Below are 21,242 nucleotides of genomic sequence, written 5' to 3'. Positions count from 1 at the left end.
GATTCTCAAGGCACTGCTCCTGCCGTTTTTGCTGATCCTGACCCTGATCGGCGTCGACAAGCTTCACGGCGCCCAACCCGTATTCGTTGGGCCCGCGCCACAAGCCCTACTACCAAGGGAGTAGGCCGCGGCCACCAAAGCAGCATGGGGTTGGCGCAAAGCCGTTCCTAAGATGGGTGCCATAGCCTCTTCAAAGAGGTTTTGCGTGCAATCTTGAGGGCAGAACAATGACAACAAAACGCAACGCCTTGCTCGTTGCCGGACTGCTGGCCGGTTTCATCAACGCAGGTTCCGTCTGGGCCCACGGCAACGTGGTACCCCAAGCCGTCGAAACCCAGGGACTGACCCCGATCAAGGATGCCGGTGTGCAGGTCGATGCCGATGGTTGGGCGGCGGCGAACCCTTACCGTTCCTCCCCGGAACGCGAAAAAGCCGTGCAAATCGGCTCTTCGGCCTACAACCAGAACTGCGCGGCCTGTCATGGCCTGGAAGCCAAGTCCGGTGGCATCGCCCCGGACTTGCGCATGCTCGACGCCGACGAGGCCGGTGATGAATGGTTCGTCGAGCGCGTGCGCCATGGCGCCGTGCGTGACGGCCGGGTGTACATGCCGAAGATGGCCGACTACCTGAGTCAGGAAGCCTTGTGGGCGGTACGCACCTACCTGGACAGCGTGCGCGTCGAGGAGTGACCCATGCGTTTGCTCGCGGTGTTGATCAGTGCTGTATGGCTGTGCTGCCAGACAGCGCAGGCGCAGGTCCGTAGCTATGATGAAATGATCGCTGCCGCCGAGCTGAAAGTCGCGGTGTACAAGGATTTCGCGCCCTACAGCTTTGAGAGCGCGGGCGAGGCTCAAGGGGTCGATGTCGAACTCGCCCAGGCCCTGGCCAAGGCCATGGGCGTACGCCTGAAACTGATCTGGGCGCCCGCCGGGGAAAAGCTCGACGACGACCTGCGCGATTACATCTGGCGGGCCAGTCAGTTGCACAATCAGCAACTGGCCGACCTGATGATGCGCGTTCCCTACGATCGCGATTACGCACAGAAACGCAATGAACTGGGTGAACTGGAAAACGGCCATGTGGTGATGTTCGGGCCGTACCAGACTGAACAATGGCAAGTGGCCTATGACCGTCGTCGGCTGGATTCAGTGGCCAGCGTCGCGGTGTTCCAGCAACACCCGATCGGTGTTGAAGTCGACAGCGTGCCGTCGTTTTACCTGACCTCTGTGTTCAACGGCATGCTCGCCGCCAAGACCCATCACTACCCGGGCGTGCCCCAGGCGTTTGCCGCGATGAAGGCCGGTGAAGTCGACGCGGTAATGGCCATGCGCGGCGAAATCGACTGGCAAGTTCATCAGGCCGCCGACCCGCAAGTGGCGCTGGCGGAAAACGCCTACCCGAACATGGGCAAACAGCTTTGGGAGATCGGAATGGCGGTGCATGAAAGCAATCGGCAACTGGCCTACGCCGTGGAAGAGGCGCTGGAAGCGTTGATTCGCGAGGGCTCGGTGAAAGCCATTTATGCCCGTTACGGCCTGCGGTATGACGTGCCCGAGATGTATCAATAGTGAACTGGCGAGCGAGTTGTCTGTTGGCCTGCTGGTTGCCCTTGGCCGCGAACGCGGTTGACGTCGAGCCGGGTAAAGACCCGGTGCCGTCGGTGATGTGGGGGTTCTATCACAAGCAGATGCTCGGCGACGCACCGTTCGTATTCGACGAGCGGGTCAAGTTGCTCGCGCCACCATTTGCCGAAGACGCCCGACAAGTACCGCTGGAAATTGACGCCCGGGCGTTCAAGGGTGAAGTGGTGCGAATCCTCGCCTGGGCCGAACTCAATCCGCTGCCGAAAATCGTCGACTTCCAACCCTTGACCGGTGTGCTGCCATGGCTGTCGATCCGCATCCGCGTTGAACAGGCCACGCCGTTGCGTGCGGCGGTACTGACCCGCGATGGGCTGTGGCATGTCGGCTCGACCCTGATCGATGCGGCGGGCGGCGGTTGTACGGCGCCAAGCGTGGTGCGTACGCAACCGGGTTGGGAGGAACGCATCGGCGAAGTACTGGGTGGCCGTTATCCCCGGGGCGAGCTCAGTCGCGTGCGTTTGCAGGTGGCGCATCCGATGGACAACGGCATGGTCAGCGGCATCCCGGAATTTTTCATCAACCAGGCCGAGCTGCGCGATCAAAACGATCAATTGCTGGCGCGTCTGGAGTTGTTCCCGGCGGTCAGCGAAAACCCCAATCTGGCCTTCGATATCGAAGGAGCAGGGCAGACGCGCCTGGTGTTGCGCGACAACAGCGGCAATCAATTCGATGCGGCCATACCCTGACCCAAGGAGCGAGTGATGCGCTGGATGCTGCTGTTGTTCATCTGTCTGAGCCTGCCGGCCCTGGCCGATCCCGATTATGCACTCAAGCCCCGGCAGATCGCCGAAGGCACCTGGCTGCTGGAAGGCAGCACCGACAACTTCGCCAAGAGCAATGGCGGCAACATCGTCAACACCGCGTTCATCGTCACGGAAAAAGGTGTGGTGGTCATCGACACCGGGCCGTCGAAACGCTATGGCGAGGCCCTGCGCAGCGCGATTGCGGCGACCACCGATAAACCGGTGATCCAGGTGCTGCTGACCCATCACCATCCTGATCATGTGTTGGGCAATCAGGCTTTCACCGACGTGCCGATTGGCGCCTTGGCCGGTACCACCGAACTGTTGCGGCAACAGGGTGATGCCATGGCTGAAAACATGTATCGGCTGGTGGGTGACTGGATGCGCGGCACCGAAGTGGTGTTGCCGACGCAGGTGCTGACGCCTGGCATGCACAGTTTTGGGAACCACGATTTGCGCCTACTGAGTCTGGGTGGGCACACCGGCGCGGATCTGGCTATTCTCGACCAGAAAACCGGCGTGTTGTTTGCCGGGGATCTGGTGTTTTATCAACGCGCCCTGACCACGCCCAACAGCCCGGGGCTGTCGGTGTGGCTGGCGGACATCGCGACCCTGCAGGGATTGCCGTGGACACTGATCGTCCCCGGCCATGGGCCGGTGGCCACGGATACAAAACCGTTCGAGCAGATGCGCGACTACCTCACTTGGCTGGACCAACTGATGCGCGACGGCGCGGCCCATGGCAGCGACATGGCCGAGATGATCCGCAGCCCCATCCCCGAGCATTTCGCCGGGATCAGCCTGAGTCGCTATGAGCTTATTCGTAGCGTCAGCCATTTGTACCCGCGTTACGAACGGGAGCAGATGAGGCGGGTGGATTCCGGCCAGCACTGATGTTGCCTGACACACCGCCTTCGCGAGCAAGCCCGCTCCCACATTTGAGCGGTGTAAACGCAGATGTTGTGTACACCGAGATCCCCTGTGGGAGCGGGCTTGCTCGCGAAGAGGCCTTCACATTCAGTATTGATGTTGCCTGATACACCGCCTTCGCGAGCAAGCCCGCTCCCACATTTGAGCGGTGTGAACGCAGATGTTGTGTACGCCGAAGATCCACTGTGGGAGCGGGCTTGCTCGCGAAGAGGCATTCACATTCAGTATTGATGTTGCCTGATACACCGCCTTCGCGAGCAAGCCCGCTCCCACAGGGACCGAAGTCGATCACAAAATCTGCGACCGACCCGGTACTAAGGAACTAGCAATCTCCGCACTGCGGGCAATTGTTGCAAGGGCGGCGGCGTCCAAGAATCTGCACCAGACCGGGAAAATTTCCCGGGTATAACAAAAACCGCAGAGGCAGCCGTCATGACCCAACCCGCACGTCGCCAACCCTTCGTTTTGAGCATGCTGCTCAGTGCCATGCTGTTGTCTGGCCAGGCATTGGCCGCAGTCTCCGATCAAGACATCCTCCAGGACCCGAAGAACCCGGAGCAGGTCGTCACCAATGGCCTGGGCGTCCAGGGTCAGCGCTATAGCCCGCTGGACACCCTCAATGTCGACAACGTGAAGGACCTGCGACCGGTCTGGGCCTTTTCGTTCGGCGGGGAAAAACAGCGCGGTCAGCAAGCGCAGCCGATGATCAAGGACGGCGTGATGTACATGACCGGCTCCTACTCGCGGGTGTTCGCGGTGGATGCGCGCACCGGCCGCAAGCTCTGGCAATACGACGCGCGCCTGCCCGATGACATCCGTCCGTGCTGCGACGTGATCAACCGTGGCGTTGCGCTGTATGGCGATCTGGTGATTTTCGGCACCCTCGACGCCAAGCTCGTGGCCCTGAACAAAGACACCGGCAAAGTCGTCTGGAGCAAGAAAGTTGCCGACCACAAGGAAGGCTATTCCATCAGCGCCGCGCCGTTGGTAATCAACGGAAAATTGATCACCGGTGTGGCCGGTGGCGAGTTCGGGGTAGTGGGCAAGATCGAAGCCTACGATCCGAAAAACGGCAATCTGCTGTGGACCCGGCCAACGGTCGAAGGCCACATGGGTTATGTCTACAAGGAAGGCAAGGCGGTAGAAAACGGTATCTCCGGCGGCGAAGCGGGCAAGACCTGGCCCGGCGATCTATGGAAAACCGGCGGTGCGGCGCCTTGGCTGGGCGGCTACTACGACCCGGAAACCAACCTGCTGCTGTTCGGCACCGGCAACCCGGCGCCGTGGAACTCGCACCTGCGTCCTGGCGACAACCTTTACTCGTCCTCGCGCCTGGCGCTGAACCCGGATGACGGCACGATCAAATGGCACTTCCAGAGCACGCCCCACGACGGTTGGGACTATGACGGCGTGAACGAACTGGTGTCGTTCAACTACAACGAAGGCGGCAAGGAAATCAAAGCCGCGGCCACCGCGGACCGTAACGGTTTCTTCTACGTGCTCGATCGCACCAACGGCAAATTCATCCGTGGCTTCCCGTTCGTGGACAAGATCACCTGGGCCAGCGGCCTGGATAAAAACGGTCGGCCGATCTACAACGACGCCAGCCGTCCGGGGGCGCCGGGCTCCGAGGCCAAAGGCAGTTCGGTGTTCGTCGCGCCAGCGTTCCTGGGGGCAAAAAACTGGATGCCGATGGCCTACAACCGCGACACCGGCTTGTTCTATGTGCCGTCCAACGAATGGGGCATGGACATCTGGAACGAAGGCATCGCCTACAAGAAAGGCGCGGCGTTCCTCGGTGCCGGTTTCACCATCAAACCGCTGAATGAAGACTACATCGGCGTGCTGCGCGCCATCGACCCGAAAACCGGCAAGGAAGTCTGGCGCCACAAGAATTTCGCGCCGCTGTGGGGCGGAGTGCTGACCACCAAGGGCAACCTGGTGTTCACCGGTACGCCGGAAGGTTTCCTGCAGGCATTCAATGCCAAGACTGGCGAGAAAGTCTGGGAATTCCAGACTGGCTCCGGCGTGCTCGGCTCGCCCATCACCTGGGAAATGGACGGTGAACAATACGTCTCCGTGCTCTCCGGCTGGGGCGGCGCGGTACCGCTGTGGGGCGGCGAAGTGGCCAAGCGCGTCAAGGACTTCAACCAAGGCGGCATGCTCTGGACGTTCAAGCTGCCTAAAGATCTGGTAGCCAAACACTAACCCCCTGTGGGAGCGGGCTTGCTCGCGAAGAGGCCTTCACATTCAACATTGATGTTGCCTGACCCACCGCCTTCGCGAGCAAGCCCGCTCCCACATTAGTTTGTGTGAAACCTACTACCAAATAACGAGAATCCCCCTGCCAACGGCGCATTCGTCTGGCAGGCGGGGCTCTCTACTATCGGTTCATCGCCTGTTGGCCTGACAGGCATCGACCCAGACAGAGGCCCACCATGATCTACGCACAACCCGGAACACCCGGCGCCGTCATTTCCTTCAAACCGCGCTACGGCAATTTCATCGGCGGCGAGTTCGTCGCTCCAATCAACGGCGAGTACTTCACCAACACCTCACCGGTCACCGGTGAAGTGATCGCCGAGTTCCCGCGTTCCAGCGCCGCCGACATCGAAAAAGCCCTCGACGCCGCCCATGCCGCCGCCGATGCCTGGGGTAAAACCTCGGCGCAGGATCGTTCGCTGGTGCTGCTGAAAATCGCCGACCGCATCGAACAGAACCTGGAAATCCTCGCCGTCACCGAAACCTGGGACAACGGCAAGGCCGTGCGCGAAACCCTCAACGCCGACGTGCCTTTGGCTGCCGACCACTTCCGTTATTTCGCCGGTTGCATCCGCGCTCAGGAAGGCGGCGCCGCCGAGATCAACGAACTGACCACCGCCTATCATTTCCACGAACCGCTGGGCGTGGTCGGGCAGATCATCCCGTGGAACTTCCCGCTGCTGATGGCCGCCTGGAAACTCGCCCCGGCCCTGGCGGCCGGCAACTGCATCGTGCTCAAACCCGCCGAACAAACGCCGCTGTCGATCATGGTGTTCGCCGAGCTGATCGCCGACTTGCTGCCGGCGGGCGTGCTGAACATCGTCCAGGGTTTCGGTCGCGAAGCCGGTGAGGCACTGGCCACCAGCAAGCGCATCGCCAAGATCGCCTTCACCGGTTCCACCCCGATCGGCGCGCACATCATGCATTGCGCGGCCGAGAACATCATTCCGAGCACCGTGGAGCTGGGCGGTAAGTCGCCGAACATTTTCTTCGAAGACATCATGAACGCCGAGCCGCAGTTCATCGAGAAAGCCGCCGAAGGCCTGGTGCTGGCGTTCTTCAACCAGGGCGAAGTCTGCACCTGTCCGTCCCGGGCGCTGGTGCAGGAATCGATCTACGAGCCGTTCATGGCCGAGGTGATGAAGAAAATCGTCAAGATCAAGCGCGGCAACCCGCTGGACACCGAAACCATGGTCGGCGCCCAGGCGTCCGAGCAGCAATACGACAAGATCCTCTCGTACCTGAAAATCGCTCAGGAGGAGGGCGCCGAACTGCTCACCGGCGGTGCGGCCGAGCGTCTTGAAGGCGACTTGTCGAGCGGCTATTACATCCAGCCGACCCTGCTCAAGGGCCACAACAAAATGCGCGTGTTCCAGGAAGAAATCTTCGGCCCGGTGGTGGGTATCACCACCTTCAAGGACGAAGCCGAAGCCTTGGCGATTGCCAACGACAGCGAGTTCGGCCTCGGTGCCGGCCTGTGGACCCGCGACATCAACCGCGCCTACCGCATGGGCCGGGCGATCAAGGCCGGGCGCGTCTGGACCAACTGCTACCACCTGTACCCGGCCCACGCCGCGTTCGGTGGCTACAAGAAGTCCGGTGTCGGCCGTGAAAACCACAAGATGATGCTCGACCATTACCAACAGACCAAAAACCTGCTGGTGAGCTACGACATCAATCCGTTGGGGTTCTTCTAACCCGCAAGAACACCACAAACCAAAATGTGGGAGCGGGCTTGCTCGCGAAGGCGGCTTCACATTCAACAAATATGTTGACTGAAAGTCCGCTTTCGCGAGCAAGCCCGCTCCCACATTGGTTCTCCGTGTACTTGAAGACCGCGCGACACCCCCTACCAACGCACGCCGCCACCTCCTTCGAAAGTAGCATTCGGTCATCTCATCCCCCGTGCATTAATGGTCTTACCGGAATTGACCGGCACAAGAAGAGGATTGACCCATGTGGAATAAACCCGCGTTTACCGATCTGCGTATTGGCTTCGAAGTGACGATGTACTTCGCCAACCGTTGATTGATCGCCCGGTCAGCCGTCGCGTTGGCCGGGCCTGCCTTCTGGAGGCATCCCATGCACATCCGCGTTCTCGGTTCCGCCGCTGGCGGTGGTTTTCCGCAATGGAACTGCAACTGCCGTCAATGCGCCGCGATGCGCAACGGCAACCTGCGCGCGCAACGTCGCACGCAGTCGTCCATTGCCCTGAGCGACGACGGTGTGGAGTGGGTGCTCTGCAATGCTTCACCGGATATTCGCGCGCAACTCGAAAGCTTTCCGGCGATGCAACCGGCCCGACGCTTGCGTGACACGGCGATTGCCGGTGTCGTCCTGCTGGACAGTCAGATCGACCATTGCACCGGCTTGTTGAGCCTGCGCGAAGGCTGCCCGCATTCGGTCTGGTGCACCGAGCGGGTTCACGAAGACCTGAGCAGCGGCTTTCCCTTGTTCCCCATGCTCAAACACTGGAACGGTGGCTTGCAGTGGCAACCCATCGGGCTGGATCGCGAGCCGTACCGCATCGCGGCCTGCCAACACCTGCAATTTCGCGCGATTCCGTTGGTCAGCAACGCGCCGCCGTACTCGCCCAATCGCGGCAACCCGCAGCCGGGCGACACCATTGGCCTGTTTATCGAAGACCTGCGCAGCGGGGCATCGGTTTTCTACGCGCCGGGGCTGGGGCAAATCGACGCCGAGGTATTGAGCTGGATGCAGCGCGCCGACTGCCTGCTGCTGGACGGCACGCTGTGGCGCGACGATGAAATGCGCGTGTGCGAAGTCGGCCAGAGCCTGGGCAGCGAAATGGGCCACCTGCCACAAAGCGGCCCCGGCGGCATGCTCGACGTGCTGGAGGGCTTTAGCCGTCAACGCAAGGTGCTGATCCACATCAACAACACCAACCCGATACTCGATGAAGACTCGGCGGAGTGCGCCTTGCTGGAACGGCGCGGTATCGAAGTGGCTTATGACGGCATGAGTATTGAGCTGTAGCGGATGGCCCTTTCGCGAGCAAGCCCGCTCCCACATTGGATTGTTGGTGTACACAAAATCTATGTTCCACACCGATCAACTGTGGGAGCGGGCTTGCTCGCGAAGAGGCCAGACCAGACACCGCGAAATCCGGAGAACCACAATGACTGACACCCCCATGACCCCCGCCGAATTCGAACAGGCGTTGCGCGCCAAAGGCGCCTATTACCACATCCACCACCCATTCCACCAAGCCATGTACGCCGGGCGTGCCACCCGCGAGCAGATTCAGGGCTGGGTTGCCAATCGCTTCTATTACCAGGTGAACATCCCGCTCAAGGATGCCGCCATCCTCGCCAATTGCCCGGACCGCGACGTGCGCCGGGAGTGGCTGCAACGGATCCTCGACCATGACGGCGTCCCCGGCAGTGAAGGCGGCATCGAAGCGTGGCTACGATTGGGCGAAGCCGTGGGGCTGGATCGCGAACAAATCCTTTCGCAAGAACTGGTGCTGCCGGGCGTGCGTTTCGCCGTGGACGCCTACGTCAATTTCGCCCGTCGCGCTTGCTGGCAAGAAGCGGCCAGCAGCTCACTGACCGAACTGTTCGCGCCACAGATTCACCAGTCCCGGCTAGACGCCTGGCCCACCCATTACCCATGGATCGACCCGGCCGGCTACGACTATTTCCGTACACGTCTGAGCCAGGCGCGGCGTGATGTCGAGCATGGTTTGCGCATCACCCTGGCGCACTACGTGACGGTCGAAGGCCAGCAACGCATGCTGGAGATTCTGCAGTTCAAGCTCGATGTGCTGTGGAGCATGCTCGACGCGATGAGCATGGCCTATGAGCTGGATCGCCCGCCGTATCACACCGTCACCACCGAGCGGGTCTGGCACCGGGGGATCATCTTGTGAGCCTGATCGAACAGCAACCCGGCCCGCCACTGTGGTTGCTGGCGGAGCTGACCTATCGCTGCCCGCTGCAATGCCCGTATTGCTCCAACCCGCTGGACTTCGCCCAGCATGGCGAGGAGTTGAGCACAGAAGAATGGATTCGGGTGTTCCGCGAGGCGCGGGAGATGGGCGCTGCGCAACTGGGTTTTTCCGGTGGCGAGCCGTTGGTGCGCCAGGACCTCGCCGAGCTGATCAAGGCCGCGCGGGACATGGGTTACTACACCAACCTGATCACCTCGGGTATCGGCCTGACCGAACAGAAGGTCCGCGACTTCAAAGTCGCCGGGCTGGACCACATCCAGATCAGCTTTCAGGCCGCCGACGAAGCGGTCAACAATATGCTCGCCGGTTCGCGCAAGGCCTTCGCCCAGAAACTGGCCATGGCCCGGGCGGTGAAAGCCCAGGGCTACCCGATGGTGCTGAACTTCGTCACCCATCGGCACAACATCGACCAGATCGCGCAGATCATCGATCTCTGCCTGGAGCTGGAAGCGGATTTCGTCGAGTTGGCGACCTGCCAGTTTTACGGTTGGGCCGAACTCAACCGCGTCGGCCTGTTGCCGACCCGCGAACAGTTGCAGCGCGCGGAGCGCATCACCAATGAATACCGCCAGCGGCTTGAAGCGCAGGGCCACCCGTGCAAACTGATTTTCGTCACCCCGGATTACTACGAAGAGCGCCCCAAGACCTGCATGAACGGCTGGGCCAACCTGTTTCTCGACATCACCCCGGACGGCACGGCGTTACCGTGTCATAGCGCCCGCCAGTTACCGGTGCAGTTTCCCAACGTGCGTGAGCACAGCATCGCGCACATCTGGAACGACTCCTTCGGCTTCAACCGTTTTCGTGGCGATGACTGGATGAAAGAGCCGTGTCGTTCCTGCGATGAAAAGCACAAGGACCTCGGCGGCTGCCGCTGCCAGGCGTTCATGCTCACCGGCGATGCAAGTAACGCTGATCCGGTGTGCAGCAAGTCGCCGCACCACAGCGTCATTCTCAAGGCCCGGGACGAAGCCGACGCGCCGGGGCAGGGCATGGAGCACCTGACCTTGCGCAATGAAAAGGCTTCGCGGCTGATCTATCGCGGATGAATCGTGAGCTGACACAAATCCCCTGTGGGAGCGGGCTTGCTCGCGAAAGCGGCATTACATTCAACACATCTATTGACTGACACACCGCTTTCGCGAGCAAGCCCGCTCCCACAGTTGATCTCCAGTGGATACAAACCTGAGTACACCCCAGCTCGCTATCCATTGGTCTGATTGCATTCGCAGCCGGATGCTTTAGTGTGGTCTTTACCTTTCAAAACAATAAAAACAGGCTTTCCAATGAGCCAGAATCTCAGCCAGCTGCGTAAATTCGTTTCGCCTGAAATCATCTTCGGTGCCGGCTGTCGGCACAACGTCGGTAACTACGCCAAGACCTTCGGCGCCCGCAAAGTGCTGGTGGTCAGCGACCCCGGTGTGATTGCCGCCGGTTGGGTCGCCGATGTCGAGGCCAGCCTGCAAGCCCAGGGCATTGATTTCTTTTTGTATAGCGACGTTTCGCCCAACCCGCGGATCGAAGAAGTCATGCTCGGCGCCGAGCTGTACCGGGAGAATCACTGCGATGTGATCGTGGCGATCGGCGGCGGCAGCCCGATGGATTGCGGCAAGGGCATCGGCATTGTCGTCGCCCACGGGCGCAACATCCTCGAATTCGAGGGCGTGGACATGTTGCGCATGCCCAGCCCGCCGCTGATCCTGATCCCGACCACCGCCGGCACGTCGGCCGATGTGTCGCAGTTCGTGATCATCTCCAATCAGCAAGAACGCATGAAATTCTCCATCGTCAGCAAGGCCGCAGTGCCGGACGTGTCGCTGATCGACCCGGAAACCACCCTGAGCATGGACCCGTTCCTGTCGGCCTGTACCGGCATCGACGCGTTGGTCCATGCCATCGAAGCCTTTGTCTCCACCGGTCACGGGCCGCTCACCGACCCTCATGCGCTGGAGGCGATGCGACTGATCAACGGCAATCTGGTGCAAATGATCGCCAACCCCAGCGACATCGCCCTGCGCGAGAAAATCATGCTCGGCAGCATGCAGGCCGGGTTGGCGTTCTCCAACGCGATCCTTGGCGCGGTGCACGCCATGTCCCACAGCCTGGGCGGCTTTCTCGATCTGCCTCATGGTCTGTGCAATGCGGTGTTGGTGGAACATGTGGTGGCGTTCAACTACAGCTCGGCGCCGGAGCGCTTCAAGGTGATCGCCGAGACCTTCGGCATCGATTGCCGTGGCCTGAATCACCGGCAGATTTGCGGGCGGCTGGTCGAACACCTGATCGCCCTCAAGCACGCCATCGGCTTCCACGAAACCCTGGGCCTGCACGGGGTGAGTACGGCGGACATTCCGTTCCTGTCGCAACACGCCATGCACGACCCGTGCATCCTTACCAACCCGCGCGAATCCAGCCAGCGCGACGTCGAGGTCGTCTATGGCGAAGCCCTCTGACGAGCAACAACGGGCGCTGGCCGGGTTACTCGGCTTAGGTAACCATTCGGCGCGCAAGAGTCATTACCCGGAACTGGCCGCGCGCCTGGATGAACTGGAAACCGAACGCAACCGCTACAAATGGCTGTTCGAAAACGCGGTACACGGGATCTTCCAGGCAAGCCTGCTGGAGGGCATGCGCGCCGCCAACCCGGCGCTGGCGCGGATGCTCGGCTATCAAAACCCCCAGGAGGTGCTGTTTACCCTGACGGACCTGGCGGGCACGCTGTTCGTTGGCGGGGCGCAAGAGCTGGAAAGCATCGGCGAAATCCTCCAGCGTGAGCGCAGCCTGCTGGGCTATGAAACTCAACTGCGGCGCAAGGACGGCAGTGTCCTCGACGTGTTGATGAACCTGCTGCTCAAACCGGATCAGGAAGGCCTGGTGGAGGGCTTTGTTGCCGACATCACCGAGCGAAAACTCGCTCAGCAGCGCCTGCAACAACTCAATGACGAACTGGAGCAGCGGGTCACCGCGCGCACCAACGAGCTGCTGGACGCCGCAGAAGCCTTGCGCGATGCCCGGGATGCCGCCGAGGCCGCCAATCGCAGCAAGGACAAATACCTCGCCGCTGCCAGTCACGACTTGCTGCAACCGCTCAACGCCGCGCGTTTGCTGATCTCGACCTTGCGCGAGCGCAAACTGCCCGACGTCGAGCAGGTGCTGGTGGAGCGCACGCATCAGGCGCTGGAAGGGGCTGAAGATTTGCTCACCGATCTGCTGGATATTTCCCGGCTCGATCAGGCCGCGGTGAAGCCGGATATTGCCCTGTACCGCCTCGACGAATTGTTCGCGCCACTGGTCTCGGAGTTTCAGTCGGTCGCGGCGGCAGCCGGGTTGAACCTGCGGGTGCACATGGGCGATTACGCCCTTCATACCGACTTGCGCTTGATGACGCGGATTTTGCGCAACTTCCTCAGCAATGCCTGCCGCTACACCGACGAAGGCTGCATTCTGCTGGGGGCAAGACGCCGGGGCGATGCACTGCGTATCGAAGTCTGGGACACCGGGCGCGGGATCCCGGCTGATCGTCTTGACTCGATCTTCCTCGAGTTCAACCAACTGGACGTCGGGCGCGCCGCCGATCGCAAGGGCGTGGGCCTGGGACTGGCGATTGTCGAACGCATCGCCAAGATCCTCGACTACAGGATTCAGGTTCATTCGCGGCCGGGGCGCGGTTCGATGTTTAGCATCGAGGTGCCGATTTCCCATGAGATCCCACTGCCGATCAGTCAGGCCGCGCCGCAACCAAGTACCGGTAACCCGTTGCCGGGCCGGCGGCTGTTGGTGCTGGATAACGAAGTCAGCATTCTTGAAAGCATGAGCGCGCTGCTCGGCCAGTGGGGCTGCGAGGTGGTCATCGCCACCGACGAGGCCACGGCACTGGTGGCTTTGCAGGGACAGGCGCCGGAACTGATTCTGGCGGACTATCACCTGGATCACGGAGTGGTGGGCTGTGAAGTGGTTCGGCATTTGCGCGAGCATTTCAGCCTGGCGATTCCAGCGGTGATCATCACCGCCGATCGCACCGACCAGTGTCGGCGCTCATTGCAGCGACTCGACGCACCGCTGCTGAACAAACCGGTGAAACCCGGCAAGTTGCGCGCGGTGCTGACTCAGCTGTTGGCGTAGCGGTAGCCAAAAACCGTTGTCCACTAGACGGGTGAGTTCGTCTTCGAGTTCGAGGATGTTGAGGGTCATGATTTTCGCCCTGCGTTGAATGGTCGAAAAGATCGCAGCCTGCGGCAGCTCCTACAGGATTTGTGTTCGTCTTATATTTCACGGGTGTGCGCGATTCCGACGAGCTGCCGCAGGCTGCGATCTTTTGAGGTCATAACACCAAATGCGGCAACCAACAGCGCTGGAATGTAGGTCACGGCCATCAGCCGCCGATTCGGTGGTGGTGAAGATACCCGAGAGAATCCCGCCGAGAATGATGACCATCCCTGTCTTGTTGTTTTTATTCAAGGCACAGCGATGCAGCAGAGGGTTAAAGCCATTCGTTGAACACGGGTTCCGGCAAGCCTTTGACGCCGGGGTTGAGGGCGAACACGCCGCCGGCCAGCGACTGTTCGTCAAGGTCGTCAGCGGGACGGATCGAGGTTACAAACAGCGTATCGAGCTGGCTGCCACCAAAGGCGCACATGGTCGGTTTCTTCACCGGCACGGGGAGCGAACGATCCAGTCGGCCATCGGGGGTGAAACGGTGAATCAGCCCGGCGTCGTTAGCGCAGATCCAATAGCAACCTTCGGCATCCACCGCCGCGCCATCGGGGCGGCCAAGGAAGTGATGCATGTCGACGAACAGCCGACGGTTGGACGGCGTGCCGCTGTCGATGTCGTAATCGAAGGCCCAGATCTGCTGCACATTCGGGTGCGAATCCGAGAGGTACATGGTCTTGCCGTCCGGGCTGAAACCCAGGCCGTTGGGCACGATGAAACCGCTGAGCCGGGCGTCGAGCGGCCCGGGTTGTCCGGCGCTGTAGCGATAGAGCGTGCCGTCGGCGGCGTTGGCGCCCATGTTCAGCACCATGCTGCCGGCCCAGAAACGGCCCTGACGATCGCAGCGGCCATCGTTCAGGCGCATGTCGGGGCGGGCGTGATCGACGCGCGCCAGCAGTTCGCTGTCGAGGCTGCCATCGTTGTGCGGGTGCAGGTGAAAGAATCCGCTTTCCATGCCAGCGACCCAGCCACCCGCGCTGTGACGAGCGATGCAGGCGAGCATTTGCGGGGCTTTCCAGGCGTGAACGTGCCCGCTGTCGGCATTCCAGCGCTGTAATCCACCGGTCGGAATATCGACCCAGTACAGGGCGTTTTCCTCGGGGACCCACACCGGGCTTTCACCGACCGCATTGCGGGCATCGACAATCAATTCGGCTTGCATGGCAACGCGTTCCCTTGGCTTTGTTATGTGGGGATTGGCGAGGGCTCAGTCGCCGAACGGTCCGGCCGCGACAAAGGCACCACCCTGATAAACCCGGGCCGGATCATCCTCGGCAGGCATTGGTTGGGCTTCGACTTTTTCGCGGAAGACTTCGGACGTGTCCTGTGGCGCATAACCCAGGTGTGCGGCGAAACGGTTGTCCCACCAGACGCTCTTGTTGGCGGACATGCCGTACACCACGGTGTGGCCGACATTCGGGGTGTACAACGCGCGTTCGAGCAGTTGGGTCATGTCGTCGAAGCTCAGCCAGGTGCTCATCATTCGGCGGTTCTGTGGTTCCGGGAACGAGGAGCCGATGCGGATGCTGACGGTTTCGATGCCATAGCGATCGAAGTAGAAACTGGCCATGTCTTCGCCGTAGGACTTGGACAAGCCGTAATAGCTGTCCGGGCGGCGAGGGGAGTGGGCGTCGAGGGTTTTTTCCTGCTTGTAAAAGCCGATGACGTGGTTGGAACTGGCGAAAATCACCCGCTTCACACCATGGCGACGGGCCGCTTCGTAGATATGGAACACGCCGCAGATGTTGGCACCGAGGATCTCTTCGAACGGACGCTCAACCGACACGCCGCCGAAGTGCAGGATCGCGTCCACGCCTTCGACCAGTTGATGCACCGCTTGCTTGTCGGCGAGGTCGCACGGCACGACTTCTTCGCGATCATCAATGGCTGGCGCCATGTCGGCGATGTCCGACAGACGGAGTACGTTGGCGTAAGGTCGCAGGCGTTCGCGCAGGACTTTGCCGAGGCCACCGGCGGCGCCGGTCAGGAGCAGGCGATTGAATGGGGATGTGTTCGTCATGTAAATCCCTGAGCTAGATAATTGTAGTTATTGGTTGTTGTAGGTTGTCGTATGACTTGGTCGAAGTATTGTTAGGCTTTCCGGTGCTTGTCAACGCGACTTTGATTGAAATTGACGGAGGGTCATGTTCATTCATCCCTCATGAATGTGCCGAACCTGTGGGAGCGGGCTTGCTCGCGAAGACGGCGGCACAGTCAACATTAGTGTCGCCTGACACACCGCCTTCGCGAGCAAGCCCGCTCCCACATGGGATTTATGCCAACCTGCAAAAGTGCCGCGCCTCACAACAACGAAATCGGGTAACTGATAAAGATCCTGTTCTCATCAAATTCGTTGGTGCTGAAATCGCGGCGGATGGTCGCGTTGCGCCATTTGACGTTGAGGCTCTTCAGCACGCCGCTTTGCACGGTGTAGGCCAGTTCTGATTCGCGGCCCCATTCCTTGCCATCGGTGATCGCTCCGGTGTGCACGTTATCGCCGCTGATGTAGCGGTTCATCAGCGTCAGGCCGGGGATGCCGAGGGCGACGAAGTTGTAGTCGTGACGCACCTGCCAGGAGCGTTCCTTGGCGTTGTCATAGCTGGCGTTGTAGCTGTCGTTGGCCAGCGTGCCGCCGCTGGTGCCGTTGACGCGCATCCAGGCGCTGTCGCCGCTGAGTTTTTGCAGGCCGACATAGAAGGTGTTGCCGCCATATTTGGCCGAGAGCAGGGCAAACGCGGTTTTGTTATCGAGGTCGCCGGCCAGGGCGTTGCCGTCTTCCTTGCCGATGAAGTAACCGAGGTTGGCACCCAGGGTCCAGTCGCCCATGGGCTGGCTATGGCTCAGGTTGAAATACTGCTGCTGGTAAATGTCGCTGAGTTTCGCGTACCAGACGCCGACCTGAGTGCGCTTTTCATTGAACGCATACTCGCCGCCGCCAAAGTTGAAGCGGTCGGAGGTGAACGCGCCTCTGCCGTTCATCGACATGTCCTCCATGCTCGCGTCATTGCGCGGGCTGTTGCCGCGGAACTGGCCGCCATAGAGCGTCAGGCCGCTGAGTTCGGTGGAGGTGACCTGGCCGCCGCGAAAGGTTTGCGGCAGCGAGCGACCATCATCGGAGCGCAGGATCGGCAGCACCGGCATCCATTCCCCGACCTTCAATTCGGTTTTCGACACCTTGGCTTTCAGCGCCACACCCAGACGGCCGAAATTGTCGGCGGGGCGGCCGTCATCATGGATCGGCAGCAATTGCGTGCCGCCCGTGCCCTTACCGCCGTCGAGTTTCTGCGAATACATACCGAGCACATCCACGCCGAAACCGACGGGGCCTTGGGTGAACCCGGATTTGGCGTCGAGGATGAAGTTTTGCGTCCACTCTTCAGCCTTGCCCTGGGCATTGTTCGGGTTGGTGAAGTTGCGATTGATATAGGCGTTACGCAGGTTCAGCGTGGCCTTGGCGTCATCGACGAAACCTTCGGCCTGGCTGATCATGGGCAGGACGAAGGCCAGGCTGCTGCAACCGATCAGGCTGAGGGTATGGCGACGGACGAAGGTGGAGCGAGGGGTGTCGGCGAAGGAATGGCGGGCGAGTCTGCTCACGATAACGTTCCCTTGGTTTTTGTTATTTTTATTTTGTTATACGTCGTCGTACAACATTGGCGGCGATTATTTGCGAGGCTTTAAGGGGATGTCAATCACAAGTTATACGATGACTTGTCGAAGACCACCTTCAATGGGAAGCGACCGGTTATGGCTGGGGATGGGTAAACGCAGACCTCTGTGGGAGCGAGACTGCTCGCGATGGCGGTCTGTCAGCCGACATCAATGTTGACTGTCACTGAGCCGCAAGACCACCGTACGAAGTTTCGTTTTCCCCTGTCGCCCCGATCCAGAGCGGATGCTAGTCTTGACCAACGCTGTTGTCAGGGAGCCCTCATGGGCAATCACAAGATCGAGATTCGTCGCAGTAACGTCGAAAAGATTCTGCTGGGGGCCGAAAAAGTCTTCGCCGAAAAAGGTTTCGGCAGCACCGCCATGGCCGACATCGCCGCCGAAGTGCAACTGCCGCGTTCCAATCTGCATTATTACTTCAGCACCAAGAGCGAGTTGTACAGCGCGGTGCTCCTGGGTTTACTGGAGGTCTGGAAGCAGGACGCCTTGTGCTTCGAGATGTTCGATGACCCGCGAGTGGTGCTCAGCAGCTACATCCGCGCCAAGATGAACCATTCCCGCAGCCGGCCGTACGGCTCGAAAGTCTGGGCCAACGAAATCATCCACGGTGCGCCGACACTGGGCGAGAAACTGGACGCCAGTCTGTACGACTGGGCCAAGATGAAAGAAGCGAAAATTCGCCAGTGGGTGGAGGACAAACGCATCCTGCCGGTGGAGCCGTCCAGCCTGCTGTACATGATCTGGGCCTCGACCCAGCACTACGCCGACTTCGATCACCAGGTGAATATTCTTAATGATCACCAGCCGCTGTCGGACATGCAGTTCGAGCGGGCGGTGCAGACGGTGACAAGCGTGATATTGCGTGGGATTGGGTTGGAACCTTGAGATTTTTGGCACTATTGCCGGCCTCTTCGCGAGCAAGCCCGCTCCCACATTAAATCTCTAGCGAACACAGTATTTGTGCACGAAGGTGATCCAATGTGGGAGCGGGCTTGCTCGCGAAGGCGTCAGTTCAGGTGACGCAGTCCTTACGGTGCGACATGATAGGGATTCCTCGGATCATGATTCCAGTCCAGAAACGGCTTGCCCGTATCCATCGGCACCATCTCGATGCAATCCTGCACCGGACACGTGATCTGACACAGATTGCACCCCACACACTCATCATCGATCACTTCATATTTATGCGTCCCGTCCGCCTGCTTGAGGCTGGCAATCGCCTGGTGCGAGGTATCTTCGCAAGCGATGTGGCAGCGACCGCAACCGATACATGCCTCCTGATCAATCTTCGCAATCACCTGGTAGTTGATGTCCAGGTACTTCCAGTCCGTGGTATTGCCCACCGCACGCCCGGAAAATTCTGACACGCTTGCGTAGCCCTGACTGTCCATCCAGCGCGACAAACCGTCCTTCATCTCCTCGACAATCCGGAAACCATGCAGCATCGCCGCCGTGCACACCTGTACCGAGCCGCTGCCCAGGGCAATGAATTCTGCCGCATCGCGCCAACTGCCGATGCCGCCAATGCCAGAGATCGGCAGGCCTTGGGTCTGAGGATCGCGGGCGATCTCGGCGACCATGTTCAGCGCAATCGGCTTCACCGCCGAACCGCAATAACCACCATGGGTGCTTTGGCTGCCCACGGCGGGGTTAGCGACCATGCGTTCCAGGTTGACGCTGGTGATCGAGTTGATCGTGTTGATCAACGACACCGCATCGGCCCCGCCACGGTAAGCGGCACGGGCAGCGACACGGATGTCGGTGATGTTCGGTGTGAGCTTGACGATCACCGGCAGCGAGCAATAGGTCTTGCACCAGCGGGTGACCTGCTCGACGTATTCCGGCACCTGGCCGACCGCCGCGCCCATGCCCCGTTCCGGCATGCCGTGGGGGCAACCGAAATTCAGTTCGATGCCATCGGCCCCGGTGGCTTCCACCAGCGGCAGGATGTTTTTCCACGACTCTTCGACACAGGGCACCATCAGCGACACGATCAGCGCGCGGTCCGGCCAGTCCTTTTTGACTTGGGTGATTTCCCGCAGGTTGATGTCCAGCGAACGGTCGGTGATCAGCTCGATGTTGTTAAAACCAAGCACCTCCCGATTAGCCCCGAAGTGCGCCGAGTAGCGTGATGACACGTTGACCGCTGCCGGGTCTTCACCCAGGGTTTTCCAGACCACGCCGCCCCAGCCAGCCTCGAACGCGCGAACCACGTTGTAGGCTTTGTCGGTCGGCGGCGCGGAGGCCAGCCAGAACGGATTGGGGGCTTTGATGCCGGCGAAGACAATCGAGAGATCGGCCATTTACGCAGCCTCCACGTTGAGCATGAGTTGAGCGTTGATGGCCTCGGCGGCCAGCTTGCCGTGTTGCACGGCCTGCACGGTGAGGTCCTGATCGAGGCTGGTGCAATCGCCGCCGGCATACACGCCGGGAATGCTGGTGCGCAGCTGTTCGTCGACGAGGATGCGGTCGCCCTGACGCTTGAGTTCACGGGCCAGCGGATCGGCGAGGGCGCTGTTGTCGAAGGTTTGGCCGATGGCTTTGAAGATCGCGTCGGCGGCCAGTTCGAAGGTTTCGCCGGTGGTTTGCAGACGACCTTCCACCAACCGGGTGCGGGCGAAGCGCATGCCGCGCACCTGGCCGTTCTCATCAAGCAGGACTTCGTCGGGTTGTGCCCACGTCAGTAGCCGTACCTGATTGGCCTTGGCGATGTCTTGTTCGTGGTCGGTGGCGCCCATGTCCGGGGCGCCGCGGCGGTACACCAGATTCACATCGCGAGCGCCGAGACGGGCCATTTGCACGGCCATGTCGATGGCGGTGTTGCCGGCACCAAGGACAATGCAGTGCTCGGCCAGTGGCAGTTGCGTCAGGTCATCGGCCTGGCGCAGTTCGCGGATGTAGTCGGTGGCGGCGAGCAGGCCGGGGGCATCCTCATGGGCTAGCCCCAGCTGTTTGCTGGCGGCCAGACCGAGGCCAAGGAACACCGCATCGAATTGCTGATGCAGTTCGCTGAGGGTCAGGTTGTCGCCGAGTTTCTGCCCGTGGCGAATCTCGATCCCGCCGATGCCCATCAGGAATTCAAGTTCCTTCTGCGCGTAATCGTCCACCAGTTTGTACTTGGCGATCCCGTATTCGTTGAGGCCGCCAGCCTTTTCCCGTGCCTCGAAAATCACCACATCATGGCCGTGCATCGCGCTGCGGTGCGCACACGACAAACCGGCCGGGCCGGCACCGACCACGGCGATGCGCTTGCCGGTCGGGGCGGCGCGCTGGAACGGGTGTTCGCTGAAATGGGCGTTGTCCACAGCATAGCGTTGCAACAGGCCGATCAGCACCGGCGCGCATTCTTGGGCGTTGTTGCGCACGCAGGCTTGCTGGCACAGGATCTCCGTCGGACAGACCCGGGCGCAACTGCCGCCGAGGATATTCGCCGAGAGAATTTTCTGCGCGGCGCCCTGAACGTTCTCCTGATGGATATTGCGGATGAACGACGGAATATCGATGTCGCTCGGGCAGGCATTCACGCAGGGCGCGTCGTAGCAATACAGGCAGCGGGAGGCTTCCAGATGGGCCTGACGGTCGTTGAGTGGCGGCGCCAGATCGGTGAAATGGCCGGCGAGGGTGGCCGCGTCCTCATGGGGATGCGGGAGGTGGTTCAGGGTCTTGATCACGGTGTTGGCCTCACGGTTATTGAGGTACTGCCTCTGGTGGGCATTGGTTTTTTGTTGTCTGGGCCGCCGCCTTCGCGAGCAAGCCCGCTCCCACATTGGAATGCGTTCCCCTGTGGGAGCGGGCTTGCTCGCGAAGGCCGCA

General features: G+C 60.8%; 18 protein-coding genes. 13 read left to right on the top strand and 5 right to left on the bottom strand.

What is annotated here, in order from left to right:
- Positions 1 to 227: 227 nt before the first annotated feature.
- From pedF to PMI36_RS17270, 12 genes are all read left to right on the top strand, one after another.
- Positions 228 to 689 carry a cytochrome c-550 PedF gene (pedF, locus tag PMI36_RS17220; protein ID WP_008071283.1) on the top strand — a complete coding sequence of 154 codons (462 nt, stop codon included), beginning with the start codon at positions 228 to 230 and terminating at the stop codon, positions 687 to 689.
- Between the two features lie 3 nt (positions 690 to 692).
- Positions 693 to 1,568: a substrate-binding periplasmic protein gene (locus tag PMI36_RS17225; protein ID WP_008071282.1), complete on the top strand. Its 876-nt coding sequence runs from the start codon at positions 693 to 695 to the stop codon at positions 1,566 to 1,568.
- Entirely contained in the window at positions 1,568 to 2,329 is a 762-nt protein-coding gene (locus PMI36_RS17230; RefSeq protein ID WP_008071281.1) for a quinoprotein dehydrogenase-associated SoxYZ-like carrier, read from the top strand. Before PMI36_RS17225 ends, PMI36_RS17230 begins: the two co-directional genes overlap by 1 nt.
- A 15-nt stretch (positions 2,330 to 2,344) precedes the next feature.
- Positions 2,345 to 3,280 carry a quinoprotein relay system zinc metallohydrolase 1 gene (locus PMI36_RS17235; protein ID WP_008071279.1) on the top strand — a complete coding sequence of 312 codons (936 nt, stop codon included), beginning with the start codon at positions 2,345 to 2,347 and terminating at the stop codon, positions 3,278 to 3,280.
- Positions 3,281 to 3,748: 468 nt separating this feature from the next.
- The gene (locus PMI36_RS17240; protein ID WP_008071277.1) at positions 3,749 to 5,524 is read left to right on the top strand and encodes a PQQ-dependent methanol/ethanol family dehydrogenase; all 1,776 of its coding nucleotides are present in this window, start codon (positions 3,749 to 3,751) and stop codon (positions 5,522 to 5,524) included.
- 230 nt (positions 5,525 to 5,754) lie between these two features.
- Positions 5,755 to 7,275 carry an acetaldehyde dehydrogenase ExaC gene (gene exaC / locus PMI36_RS17245; RefSeq protein ID WP_008071274.1) on the top strand — a complete coding sequence of 507 codons (1,521 nt, stop codon included), beginning with the start codon at positions 5,755 to 5,757 and terminating at the stop codon, positions 7,273 to 7,275.
- Positions 7,276 to 7,534: 259 nt separating this feature from the next.
- Positions 7,535 to 7,606, top strand: a complete 72-nt coding sequence (gene pqqA / locus PMI36_RS30500; RefSeq protein ID WP_010455123.1) for a pyrroloquinoline quinone precursor peptide PqqA — start codon at positions 7,535 to 7,537, stop codon at positions 7,604 to 7,606.
- Positions 7,607 to 7,660: 54 nt separating this feature from the next.
- Complete coding sequence (pqqB, locus tag PMI36_RS17250; RefSeq protein ID WP_008071272.1) at positions 7,661 to 8,575, top strand: pyrroloquinoline quinone biosynthesis protein PqqB; 915 nt, start codon at positions 7,661 to 7,663, stop codon at positions 8,573 to 8,575.
- A 142-nt stretch (positions 8,576 to 8,717) separates the two neighbouring features.
- Positions 8,718 to 9,470, top strand: a complete 753-nt coding sequence (gene pqqC, locus PMI36_RS17255) for a pyrroloquinoline-quinone synthase PqqC (protein ID WP_008071270.1) — start codon at positions 8,718 to 8,720, stop codon at positions 9,468 to 9,470.
- Positions 9,467 to 10,600 carry a pyrroloquinoline quinone biosynthesis protein PqqE gene (gene pqqE / locus PMI36_RS17260; RefSeq protein ID WP_008071268.1) on the top strand — a complete coding sequence of 378 codons (1,134 nt, stop codon included), beginning with the start codon at positions 9,467 to 9,469 and terminating at the stop codon, positions 10,598 to 10,600. Before pqqC ends, pqqE begins: the two co-directional genes overlap by 4 nt.
- A gap of 237 nt (positions 10,601 to 10,837) precedes the next feature.
- Positions 10,838 to 12,001 carry an alcohol dehydrogenase-like regulatory protein ErcA gene (gene ercA / locus PMI36_RS17265; RefSeq protein WP_008071266.1) on the top strand — a complete coding sequence of 388 codons (1,164 nt, stop codon included), beginning with the start codon at positions 10,838 to 10,840 and terminating at the stop codon, positions 11,999 to 12,001.
- Complete coding sequence (locus PMI36_RS17270; protein WP_008071264.1) at positions 11,985 to 13,670, top strand: PAS domain-containing hybrid sensor histidine kinase/response regulator; 1,686 nt, start codon at positions 11,985 to 11,987, stop codon at positions 13,668 to 13,670. Before ercA ends, PMI36_RS17270 begins: the two co-directional genes overlap by 17 nt.
- Before the next feature lie 358 nt (positions 13,671 to 14,028).
- Here PMI36_RS17270 and PMI36_RS17275 read toward each other — a convergent pair whose 3' ends face one another.
- The 3 genes from PMI36_RS17275 to PMI36_RS17285 form a co-directional block, all read right to left on the bottom strand.
- Positions 14,029 to 14,922: an SMP-30/gluconolactonase/LRE family protein gene (locus PMI36_RS17275; protein ID WP_008071262.1), complete on the bottom strand. Its 894-nt coding sequence runs from the start codon at positions 14,920 to 14,922 to the stop codon at positions 14,029 to 14,031.
- A gap of 45 nt (positions 14,923 to 14,967) precedes the next feature.
- Positions 14,968 to 15,780, bottom strand: a complete 813-nt coding sequence (locus PMI36_RS17280) for an NAD-dependent epimerase/dehydratase family protein (protein WP_008071259.1) — start codon at positions 15,778 to 15,780, stop codon at positions 14,968 to 14,970.
- A 281-nt stretch (positions 15,781 to 16,061) separates the two neighbouring features.
- Positions 16,062 to 17,357: an OprD family porin gene (locus PMI36_RS17285; protein WP_008071258.1), complete on the bottom strand. Its 1,296-nt coding sequence runs from the start codon at positions 17,355 to 17,357 to the stop codon at positions 16,062 to 16,064.
- 336 nt (positions 17,358 to 17,693) lie between these two features.
- Here PMI36_RS17285 and PMI36_RS17290 point away from each other — a divergent pair, with 336 nt between their 5' ends.
- On the top strand, positions 17,694 to 18,314 hold the full coding sequence (locus PMI36_RS17290) for a TetR/AcrR family transcriptional regulator (RefSeq protein WP_007899508.1): 621 nt from the start codon (positions 17,694 to 17,696) through the stop codon (positions 18,312 to 18,314).
- 143 nt (positions 18,315 to 18,457) lie between these two features.
- On the opposite strand, the gene preA is transcribed toward PMI36_RS17290, so the two are convergent.
- Both preA and PMI36_RS17300 read right to left on the bottom strand, forming a co-directional pair.
- A complete protein-coding gene (gene preA, locus PMI36_RS17295) occupies positions 18,458 to 19,732 on the bottom strand; it encodes an NAD-dependent dihydropyrimidine dehydrogenase subunit PreA (RefSeq protein ID WP_008071256.1) in 1,275 nt (424 codons plus the stop codon).
- Positions 19,733 to 21,100 (bottom strand): NAD(P)-dependent oxidoreductase, encoded by a 1,368-nt coding sequence (locus tag PMI36_RS17300; protein ID WP_032830340.1) that lies wholly within the window; start codon positions 21,098 to 21,100, stop codon positions 19,733 to 19,735. It abuts the gene before it with no gap.
- Positions 21,101 to 21,242 lie beyond the last annotated feature (142 nt).

It is taken from the genome of Pseudomonas sp. GM79, assembly GCF_000282495.1.
In the GTDB taxonomy this organism is placed as follows: Bacteria; Pseudomonadota; Gammaproteobacteria; order Pseudomonadales; family Pseudomonadaceae; genus Aquipseudomonas.
The sequence above is the reverse complement of the archived record's forward strand: the minus strand, read 5'-3'. Positions and strand labels throughout refer to the sequence as shown.